This is a genomic window from Intrasporangium sp., assembly GCF_035688975.1.
GTDB lineage: Bacteria > Actinomycetota > Actinomycetes > Actinomycetales > Dermatophilaceae > CALMNV01.
The window spans coordinates 1-9,677 of the sequence record NZ_DASSMH010000003.1; the positions used below are offsets into that span (position 1 = coordinate 1).

Consider the following 9,677-nt stretch of genomic DNA (forward strand, 5'->3'; position numbering starts at 1 on the left):
CGTCACCTCGTGGTGTCCAAGTCGGCGCAGGGCTCGGTCACCTCGAGCAGCGTCACGGCCGTCGAGGGCGACGAGCGGTTGCGAGAGCTGTCGAGGATGATGGGCGGTGATCCCGACTCGGGCGCCGGACTCGCGCACGCGCTCGACCTGCTCGCGCAGACTGCGGCCCTGCGCACGCCGGCCTGAGGCCCGGGCGGTGGTGCGGGGGCCGCATGGCACGATGGGACCAACCATGGCCCTGTCGATCCGCCGCCGCCAGCCCACGCCCGCCGTCCGGGGAGTGGCCGGTCCGGCGCGGGTCGACGTGCGCACCAAGAACCTCACCAAGCGGCTGCGCCCCGGGGACGTCGCCGTCATCGACCACGCCGACCTCGACCGGGTGAGCGCCGAGGCCCTCGTCGCCGTCGGCCCGGCCGCCGTCGTCAACGCCTCTGCCTCGATCTCCGGCCGCTATCCCAACCTCGGCCCGCGCATCCTGCTCGACGCCGGCATCCCGGTCCTCGACGCCGCGGGTCCCGAGGTGATGAGGATCAGGGACGGCGAGCCGGTCCTCCTCGATGGCGACACCCTGTGGAGCGGAGCGGAGGCCGTGGCCACCGGTCGACCGCTCGACGCCGCCGCGGTCGAGGCCGACATGCAGGAGGCCCGGGCCGGCCTCGCCGTCCAGATCGAGGCCTTCGCGGCGAACACCATGGAGTTCATCCACAAGGAGCGCGACCTGCTGCTCGACGGAGTGGGCGTGCCGCCCATCCGCACGCGGATCGAGGGCCGGCACTGCCTCATCGTCGTGCGGGGCTACCACTACCGCGAGGACCTGCAGACCCTGCGGCCCTACATCCGTGAGTACCGCCCCGTCCTCATCGGGGTCGACGGCGGGGCCGACGCGCTTCTCGAGGCCGGCCACCGCCCCGACCTCATCGTCGGGGACATGGACTCGGTGTCCGACGCCGCGCTGCGGTGCGGTGCGGAGATCGTCGTGCACGCCTACCGGGACGGTCGCGCGCCGGGGCTCGGGCGCGTGGAGGCGCTGGGCCTGGTGCCCGTGCTCTTCCCGGCGGCCGGGACGAGCGAGGACGTCGCCATGCTGCTCGCCGACGACTGCGGGGCGGAGCTCATCGTGGCCGTGGGCACGCACGTCACGCTCGTCGAGTTCCTCGACAAGGGCCGCGACGGCCAGGCCAGCACCTTCCTCACGCGGCTGCGGGTCGGCGGCAAGCTCGTCGACGCCAAGGGCGTCAGCCGCCTCTACCGGGCGCGCATCCCGGGGGGACTGCTGCTCACGATGCTCCTCGTCGGACTGCTCGCCCTCTTTGCGGCGGTGGCATCGACGCCCACTGGGCAGGCCTGGCTGCAGGTGCTCGCCGCGCACTGGGACGACCTGTGGTCCGCTCTCGTCGGGACCTTCACGTGATCGACTTCCGCTACCACCTGGTCTCGATCATCTCGATCTTCCTGGCGCTCGCCGTCGGCATCGTGCTCGGCGCCGGCCCGCTCCAGGCCGGTCTCGGAAGCACCCTGGGGGATCAGGTGACCGCCCTGCGCGCCGAGAAGCAGGACCTCAACGCGAAGCTCGACGCCACCGAGAAGCTCGCGGCCGCGTCGGGCGAGTATGCCGGGGCGGTCGGCGACCGGGTGGTCCGCGGCCGTCTCAACGGGCACCACGCCGTCCTGGTCGTCCTGCCGTCCGCCGACGACCGCCTCGTCACGAACCTCCAGGCCACCCTGGCCACCGCCGGTGCACCTGCCCGAGGCACGGTCACGCTCGCGAACGACTGGTTCGAACCGACCCGGGCCGCAGACCGGGCGAGCGCGGCGGGCCAGGCCGCCGGCGCGCTGGGCGTGGGCGGCGGCCTCACCGGGGACCCGCTCCTGCGCCAGGTGCTGGCGCGGCTGGTGACGCCCACCGCCGAGGGGCTGCCGGCGCCCGCCCGCGCAGCCGCCCTGAAGATCCTCTCGGGGGCAGGCCTGCTCGACAGCTCGGCGCCGGACCTCGCGGCCGGCGACCTCGTCGTCGTCGTCTCCGGCGCGTTCACGGGGGAGGACCCGGTCGTGGCCCGGCGGGCCGAGGCCGTGCGGGCGCTCGTCGCCGAGCTCGCCGCCCCCTCCCGGGCCGCCGTCGTCGTGGGCGGGGCCCCCGTCACTGCCGCCGGCCAGCCCGCCGCCTCCGACGCGGTGGCTGCGGTGCGGGCGGACGCCAAGACGAAGGCGGTCGTCTCGACGGTCGACCATGCGACCGAGCCGAGCGGGCCAGCGACCGTCGTGCTGGCCCTCGAGTCGGAGCTCGACGAGCAGACCGGGCACTACGGCACGTCCCCGGGCGCGACCGCCACGGTCCCGAAGGTGCGGCCGTGAGCCCGCCGCACCGCGCCGCCCGCCGCCGTGCGGCGCTCGCCCTCGGCGTCGCGCTCGCGACGTCGCGCGCCGCGGCCGCCGCAGCGGGTGCCCTGCCGGGGCGCCTGCGCGAGCCGTGGGCCCGGACCAACCACGCCGGCCGGACGGTCACGCTGCTCGAGGGCCCGGCGTGGGTGCTCGGCGCGGCCGCCGGGTGCCTGGCCGCCAGGCGACGGGCCGCGGGCCTCGCCGTCGTCCTGTCCGCCGGAGCCCTGGGCGCGCTGGACGACCTCGCCGGAGACGCGAGGAGCAAGGGCCTGCGGGGTCACCTGCGGGCGCTCGCTCGGGGTGAGGTGACCACCGGGGCCGCGAAGGTCGCGGGCCTCCTCGCCACGGGGACCGCCGGGACCGGCCTCACCGACGCCCACCCGCCGCGTCGCGCCGCCCGGGTCCGAGCCGGCCTGCCCGTGAGCCCGAAGCCCGCCCGGCTCCTCGGCGCGCTCCTCGGCGGTGGAGTGGTGGCCGGTGCGGCCAACGCCGTGAACCTCTTCGACCTGCGGCCCGGCCGGGCGCTCAAGGTCGCCCTCGTCGCCGGGCTCGTCGGTGCGCTGCGTGGCTCGGTGCCCGCCGCCGCGGTGGCCGGCGCCTCGGTCGGCGTGCTGGCCGACGACCTCGCGGCCCGCTCCATGCTCGGCGACACCGGTGCCAACGCGGCCGGCGCGCTCCTCGGGCTCGCCATCGTCGAGCGCACCGGGCTGCCGGGCCGAGCCGGTGCCCTCGCCGGTCTCGCCGCCTTGACCCTGGCGGCCGAGCGGGTCAGCTTCTCCACGGTCATCGACCGCAACGACCTCCTGCGTCGCATCGACCAGTGGGGCCGACCAGTCGGATGAGGGACGCGAGACAGCCGCGCGGCGCGGCGCGGTCCGTCGCCGTCGCGGCCGGATCCATCGCCGTGCTCACGCTGCTCGCCCGCGCCGTCGGCTTCGGTCGCTGGGTCGTCTTCTCGCACACGGTCGGCGCCACGTGCGTGGGCAGCGTCTACCAGAGCGTCAACACCGTCCCCAACGTCCTCTTCGAGATCGCGGCCGGCGGCGTGCTGGCGGCCGTGGTCGTCCCCCTCGTGTCCGCAGCCCTCGGCCGAGGCGACCGAGCGCACGCGGACGCCACCGCCTCGGCGCTGCTCACGTGGGCCGTCGTCGTCCTCACCCCGCTGGCCGGGCTCGTGGCGCTGGCAGCGCGCCCCGTGGCGGCACTCCTCGTCGGAGGCGACGGCTCGTGCCCGGACGCCCTGGCGCTCGGAGCCGACCTGCTGCGAGTCTTCGCGGTCCAGATCCCGCTCTACGGCGTGGGAATCGTCCTCTCGGGGGTCCTGCAGGCGCATGGCCGCTTCACGGCCCCGGCGCTGGCGCCGCTGCTGTCCAGCCTGCTCGTGATCGTCACGTACGCCGCCTACCGCACGCTCGTCGCCGACCCGGCCGCGCCGGTCGACACCGTCTCATCGACCGCGATCGCCGTCCTCGGGGCGGGCACGTCCGCCGGTGTGCTCGCGCTGAGCGCCCCGCTGCTCCTGCCGGCCCGCCGGGCGGGCATCCGGCTGCGCCCCACCCTGCGCTTCCCGGACGGGGTGTCCCGACGGGTGCGCCGCCTCGCCACGGCGGGGGTGCTGGCCCTGACCGGCCAGCAGCTCGCCACCGTCGTCGTCATCCGTGTCGCCAACGACCGCGGTGGTCCGGGCACCCTCAACGTCTTCACCTACGCCCAGGCCGTGTCGTTGCTTCCGTATGCCGTGCTCGCCGTGCCCCTCGCGACGGCGGCCTTCCCGGCGCTCGCCGGTCAGGCCGCCCTCGAGGAGGCGGAGCCGACCGGCGCGCCGGTGGCCGCGGCAACGCTGCGAGGGACCTGGCTCGCGACCCTGCTCGCCGGGCTGCTGTCTGCGGCGCTCCTCGTCGCCATCGCCCGCCCGGTCGGCGCCTTCTTCACCTGGCTCGACGCCGGGCGGGAGAGCGCCGCGGGCGTCACCGCGCTCCAGGCGATCCCGCCCACCCTCGTCGCCCTCGCGCCCGGCGTCCTCGCGCTCTGCGTGATCGCCCTTCTCAGCCGGGCGCTCTACGTCCGGGGCCGGGCCAGGATGGCCGGTGTCGTCGTGGCGCTGGGCTGGGCCGCGACGACGGCCCTGCCCCTCACCGTCCTCCGCGGCTCCGCGGGACCCGCGGAGACGTTGGCCGCCGTCGCGACAGGCTCGAGCCTCGGGCTCCTCGCAGCGGCCGCGGGGCTGGTGGTGCTGACCCGGCGGGCCTGGGGCAGCGGCGCCCTCGACGTGCCGTGGCGGCCGCTCGGGGCGGGGACCGCGGCCGCCGTCGTCTCGGCCACCGGCGGCTGGTGGCTGGGCGGGATGTGGCGGCCGGGCTCCCTCGGTGCGGCGACGCTCGCCTGCGCCGTCTCCGGAGGCTTCGCCGTGGTGGTCTTCGCCCTCGTCGCCGCCCTGCTCGACCGCTCCGTCCCCGACCGGATGCTGCGGCGGCGCAGGAGCCTCCCGGTGGAGGAGACGGCGTGAAAGTGCTTCTCCTGGTGGGCCGCTCGACGGGCGGAATCGGCCACCACGTGGACCGGCTCGCCACCGACCTCCGCGGCCTCGGGCTCGGCGTCACCATCGTCACCGACCGGATGACCGCGGACCACTTCGGCTGGTCCGGAGCCGAGCCGCTGTGGCCCCTTCGTCCTGGGCCCGCGGCCCTGCGGGCGCCGCTGGACTGGCACCGGGTCATGCTGCGGGCCCGCACCGTCGACGTGGTGCACGCCCACGGCCACCAGGCCGCCGTCGTCGCGGCGGTGGTGGCCGCTCGGGCGCGGCCTCGGCCGCGCCTCGTCGTCTCCCTGCACAACGACCTCCCGCCCGGTGCGCGGAGCGGTCCGGGCGCCCGGCTGGTCGGGTGGGCCCTGCGCCGTGCCGACCTCGTCACGGGGGCGAGCGACGACCTCGTCGGCCTCGCGCGGTCGCTCGGCGCCCGACAGCCCCGGTTGGCCACCGTGGCGTCCCCGGCCATCGGTCAGCTGCTGGCCGCGCCCGTGGCCAGCGACCTTGAGCGGGCAGCGGCCCGCACGCGGGTCCTCGACGGCATACCGGGCACGGACGCGTCCCGGCCGCTCGTCCTCACGGTCTCGCGCATCGCCCCCCAGAAGGACCTGGACACCCTCGTGGCCGCGGCCCGCGAGTCCGCCTCGGGAGCGACGTGGGTGGTCGTGGGCGCCGGGGACGAGACCCTGCGGGCCGAGCTCGAACGGTCGGCGAGCGGCATACGCCTGCACTTCGCCGGACCGGTGGCCGACATCGCCGAGTGGCTGCGCGCCGCGACCGTCGTCGTGCTCACGAGCCGGTGGGAGGCCCGGTCGCTGGTCGTCCAGGAGGCCATGGCGGCCGGCGTCCCCGTCGTGGTGCCGGCCGTCGGGGGTCTGCCCGGGCTCGTCGCCGACGCCGGCGTCGTCGTGCCGGTGGGCTCGGCGGGCGCGGTCGCCGCGGCCGTGGACCGACTGCTAGGGGACCCCGACGAGCGGGCCCGCCGCAGCGTCCGCGGCCGGGAGGTGGCCGCGGCCTGGGACACCTCCGAGGACGAGGCGCGCCTCTGGGTGAGCCGATACCGGGCGGCCCTGCGTCCATGACGTAGACTGCAAGCCCGTGGTGGATACGCGGACGACCAAGCACATCTTCGTGACCGGGGGCGTCGCCTCCTCGCTCGGGAAAGGGCTGACGGCCTCGAGCCTCGGCCGGCTGCTGCGGTCCCGCGGCCTGCGGGTGACGATGCAGAAGCTCGACCCCTACATCAACGTCGACCCCGGCACGATGAACCCCTTCCAGCACGGCGAGGTCTTCGTCACCGACGACGGCGCGGAGACCGACCTCGACATCGGCCACTACGAGCGCTTCCTCGACGTCGCCCTGGTCGGCGCGGCCAACGTGACCACCGGACAGGTCTACAACAACGTCATCGCCAAGGAGCGCCGTGGGGAGTACCTCGGCGACACCGTCCAGGTCATCCCGCACATCACCAACGAGATCGTCGCCCGGATGCGGGCGCTCGCGACGGGCGGTCCGGACGCGCCCGACGTCATCATCACCGAGATCGGCGGCACCGTCGGTGACATCGAGTCGCTGCCCTTCCTCGAGGCGGCCCGCCAGGTGCGTCACGCCATCGGCCGGGAGCACTCGTTCTTCCTGCACGTCTCGCTCGTCCCCTACCTCGCCCCGAGCGGCGAGCTCAAGACCAAGCCGACCCAGCACTCCGTCGCCGCGCTGCGCCAGGTCGGCATCCAGCCCGACGGCCTCGTGCTGCGTGCTGACCGGGACATCCCGGAGCCGATCAAGCGCAAGATCTCGCTGATGTGCGACGTCGACGTGGCGGCGGTCGCCGCGGCCGTCGACGCGCCGAGCATCTACGACATCCCCAAGGTGCTGCACCGGGAGGGGCTCGACGCCTACGTCATCCGCCGCCTCGGTCTCGGCTTCCGCGATGTCGACTGGACCGAGTGGGACCAGCTGCTCCAACGGGTCCACGACCCCGAGCACGAGGTCGAGATCGCCCTCGTGGGGAAGTACATCGACCTGCCCGACGCCTACCTGTCGGTGACCGAGGCCCTGCGCGCCGGCGGGTTCCACCACGACGCGCGCGTGCGCATCCGGTGGGTCGCCAGCGACGAGTGCAAGACCCCGGCCGGCGCCCAGAAGGCGCTCGGCGGCGTCGACGCCGTGCTCGTGCCCGGCGGGTTCGGCGTCCGCGGCATCGAGGGCAAGGTCGGCGCGTTGACGTGGGCCCGCGAGAAGCAGGTGCCGACTCTGGGCATCTGCCTCGGGCTGCAGTGCATGGCCATCGAGTACGCCCGGTCCGTCCTCGGCGTGGCCGACGCGTCCTCGACCGAGTTCGACCCCGGCACGAAGCACCCCGTCATCGCGACGATGGAGGAGCAGAAGGCCTTCGTCGAGGGCGCGGGCGACCTCGGCGGCACCATGCGCCTGGGTGGCTACCCGGCCCGGCTCGCGGAGGGCAGTGTGGTGCGGGACACCTATGGCACCGCCGAGGTCCGCGAGCGTCATCGGCACCGCTACGAGGTCAACAACGCCTACCGCGGCGAGCTCGAGGCCGCCGGGCTCGTATTCTCCGGCACGTCGCCGGACGGCACGCTTGTCGAGTTCGTGGAGCTGCCGGCCGATGCCCACCCCTACTACGTCTCGACCCAGGCGCATCCGGAGTTCCTGTCGCGCCCCAACCGGGCCCACCCCCTTTTCGCCGGCCTCGTCGGCGCCGCGCTCGAGCAGCAGCGCAGCCAGCGGCTGGTCGAGGTGGAGCGCAGCCTTCGGGCTGGCGACGAGCCGGTGCCGGTGGCTGCCGGCATCGACGCCGAGTGAGCCTCACGGCCCCGCGCGGCACGGGCGACGACCTCGTCGACGTGCTCGGGTCCAAGCCAGTCATCCACAGCCACATCCCGTTCCGGGGCAAGATCTTCGACGTGCAGCGGGACACCGTGGACCTCGGGGCCGGCGGCGTCGTCGTCCGGGACTTCGTGCGCCACCCGGGGGCGGTCGTCGCCGTGGCGGTCCACCCCTTCGACGGGGTCGACCACGTGCTGCTCATCCGGCAGTATCGGCACCCGGCCGCCGCCCACCTGTGGGAGCTGCCCGCCGGCCTGCTCGACGTCCACGAGGAGCCGCCGTGGAAGGCGGCCGCCCGGGAGCTGCACGAGGAGGTGGACCTCGTAGCCCGCCGATGGGACGTCCTCATCGACAGCTTCGCGTCCCCGGGAGCCTTTCCGGAGGCGGTACGCATCTTTCTCGCCCGCGAGCTGCAGGACGTGCCGTCACACCACGCACACGCGCGGACGGGGGAGGAGGTCGACCTGCGTCCCCTGTGGGTGCCGATCGACCAGGCGCACGCCGCGGTCCTCGCCGGTCGCCTGCACAACTCGTCCGCGATCATCGGGGTGCTCGCCGCGCACGCGGCCCGTGCGCGGGGCTGGGAGACGGTCCGGCCCCACGACGCGCCGTGGCCAGAGCACCCGGCCAACCGAGAGCCGGCTCCCCCCTCGGACCGGGCCTGAGCCGGCCGCCGCCAAGTCGAGTGGCCACTTCCGCGCGGGTGCTGGCTACCCCCCTCGGGTCGAGTGGCCACTTTCGCGCGGGTGCTGGCTCCTCCTCGGGTCGAGTGGCCACTTCCGCGCGGGTGCAGGCTCCTCCTCGGGTCGAGTGGCCACTTTCGCCCGTACCTAAGCCTCGATCCACCGATGGACAGGCCGTTGTGAGGTGATTCAGCGCGTCGGAGCATGAGAATGCCCCTGTGCTGCAACAGAATTGGAGTTCTTCACGCTTCAATCCACGTCGCGCACAAGGGGCATCTCGTAGGTGAAACTCTCTCACACCCTGACCCGGACCTCCGCAGTCTTCGACGACCCGAACCTCGTGTCCTCCGCCGGACTCGTCCCCGTCATGGCTCTGTCCGACGCCGCCGGCCTGCGAACGCTCACCGATGAGCGGCTGACGGTGGCCACGGACAAAGGCGCCAACGCCGGCTTGAAGGTCGCCTCGATCATCGGGGGCATGCTCGCCGGCGCAGACAGCATCGATGACATGGCGGTGCTGCGCCACGGCGGAATGGGCAAGGTCTTCAGCTCGGCGTACGCGCCGTCGACCCTCGGGTCGTTCCTGCGGGCGTTCACCTTCGGGCACGTGCGCCAGCTCGACGCGGTCGCAGCCCGGTTCCTGCTCGCCCTGGCCGCATCCACCCGGCTCCTGACCGGCCCGGCTGCGCAACAGGGCATCGGCACAGCACCCGCCACCGGCGAGTACGCCCTGCTCGATGTCGACGACACGATCATCGAGGTCCACGGCCACCAGAAACAGGGCGCCGGGTTCGGCTACTCCAAGGTCCGCGGGCTCAACGCGTTCCTGGCCACCCTCACCACCGCCGGACACGCGCCGGTCATCGTCGCGCAACGGCTGCGCAAGGGCTCGTGCGGGTCCCCACGCGGCGCGGCCCGACTGATCGCCGACGCCGTGAAACAAGCCCGGCGCCTGCTCGGGCCACACCGGCCCGTCCTGGTCCGGATGGACTCCGCGTTCTTCGGTGGACCCGCGGTCCGTGCCACGCTGGCCGGTGGCGCGGACGTGTCCGTCACGGTCCGGCTGACCGCCACGATCAAGGCCGCGATCGCTGGCATCGACGAGCACGCGTGGACCACGATCGAGTACACCGACGCGATCCGCGACGAGGCCACCGGGGCATGGATCTCCCGCGCCGAGGTCGCCGAGATCCCGTTCACCGCGTTCGCCGCTCAGAAGACCGCGCACCATGTCCCGGGCC

The 9,677-nt window shown here is 74.5% G+C and carries 8 protein-coding genes and 1 pseudogene; all 9 read left to right on the plus strand.

All coding sequences use genetic code 11. The features are described 5' to 3' along the window. Nucleotides 1-186, plus strand: a pseudogene (locus VFJ94_RS00170) (DNA repair protein RecN); the annotation flags it as partial. A 46-nt stretch (nucleotides 187-232) separates the two neighbouring features. Then, complete coding sequence (steA, locus tag VFJ94_RS00175; RefSeq protein ID WP_325002150.1) at nucleotides 233-1,411, plus strand: putative cytokinetic ring protein SteA; 1,179 nt, start codon at nucleotides 233-235, stop codon at nucleotides 1,409-1,411. Continuing rightward, nucleotides 1,408-2,352 carry a copper transporter gene (locus tag VFJ94_RS00180; protein WP_325002143.1) on the plus strand — a complete coding sequence of 315 codons (945 nt, stop codon included), beginning with the start codon at nucleotides 1,408-1,410 and terminating at the stop codon, nucleotides 2,350-2,352. The genes steA and VFJ94_RS00180 overlap by 4 nt, the downstream gene beginning before the upstream one ends. Further along, nucleotides 2,349-3,221, plus strand: coding sequence for a hypothetical protein (locus VFJ94_RS00185; protein ID WP_325002144.1), 873 nt, complete (start codon nucleotides 2,349-2,351; stop codon nucleotides 3,219-3,221). The genes VFJ94_RS00180 and VFJ94_RS00185 overlap by 4 nt, the downstream gene beginning before the upstream one ends. Beyond that, entirely contained in the window at nucleotides 3,218-4,885 is a 1,668-nt protein-coding gene (gene murJ / locus VFJ94_RS00190; RefSeq protein ID WP_325002145.1) for a murein biosynthesis integral membrane protein MurJ, read from the plus strand. The genes VFJ94_RS00185 and murJ overlap by 4 nt, the downstream gene beginning before the upstream one ends. Next, on the plus strand, nucleotides 4,882-5,988 hold the full coding sequence (locus tag VFJ94_RS00195) for a glycosyltransferase family 4 protein (protein WP_325002146.1): 1,107 nt from the start codon (nucleotides 4,882-4,884) through the stop codon (nucleotides 5,986-5,988). The genes murJ and VFJ94_RS00195 overlap by 4 nt, the downstream gene beginning before the upstream one ends. Before the next feature lie 16 nt (nucleotides 5,989-6,004). After that, nucleotides 6,005-7,729 (plus strand): CTP synthase, encoded by a 1,725-nt coding sequence (locus tag VFJ94_RS00200; protein WP_325002147.1) that lies wholly within the window; start codon nucleotides 6,005-6,007, stop codon nucleotides 7,727-7,729. Continuing rightward, complete coding sequence (locus VFJ94_RS00205; protein ID WP_325002148.1) at nucleotides 7,726-8,418, plus strand: NUDIX hydrolase; 693 nt, start codon at nucleotides 7,726-7,728, stop codon at nucleotides 8,416-8,418. The genes VFJ94_RS00200 and VFJ94_RS00205 overlap by 4 nt, the downstream gene beginning before the upstream one ends. A gap of 301 nt (nucleotides 8,419-8,719) precedes the next feature. Further along, nucleotides 8,720-9,677 (plus strand): IS1380 family transposase (locus VFJ94_RS00210; protein WP_325002149.1); only part of this gene is annotated, 958 nt, incomplete at its 3' end.

What these genes read in the sequence shown, in the direction of transcription:
- steA (WP_325002150.1), top strand. Translation starts at nt 233, where the DNA reads ATGGCCCTGTCGATCCGCCGCCGCCAGCCCACGCCCGCCGTCCGGGGA.
- murJ (WP_325002145.1), top strand. Translation starts at nt 3,218, where the DNA reads ATGAGGGACGCGAGACAGCCGCGCGGCGCGGCGCGGTCCGTCGCCGTC.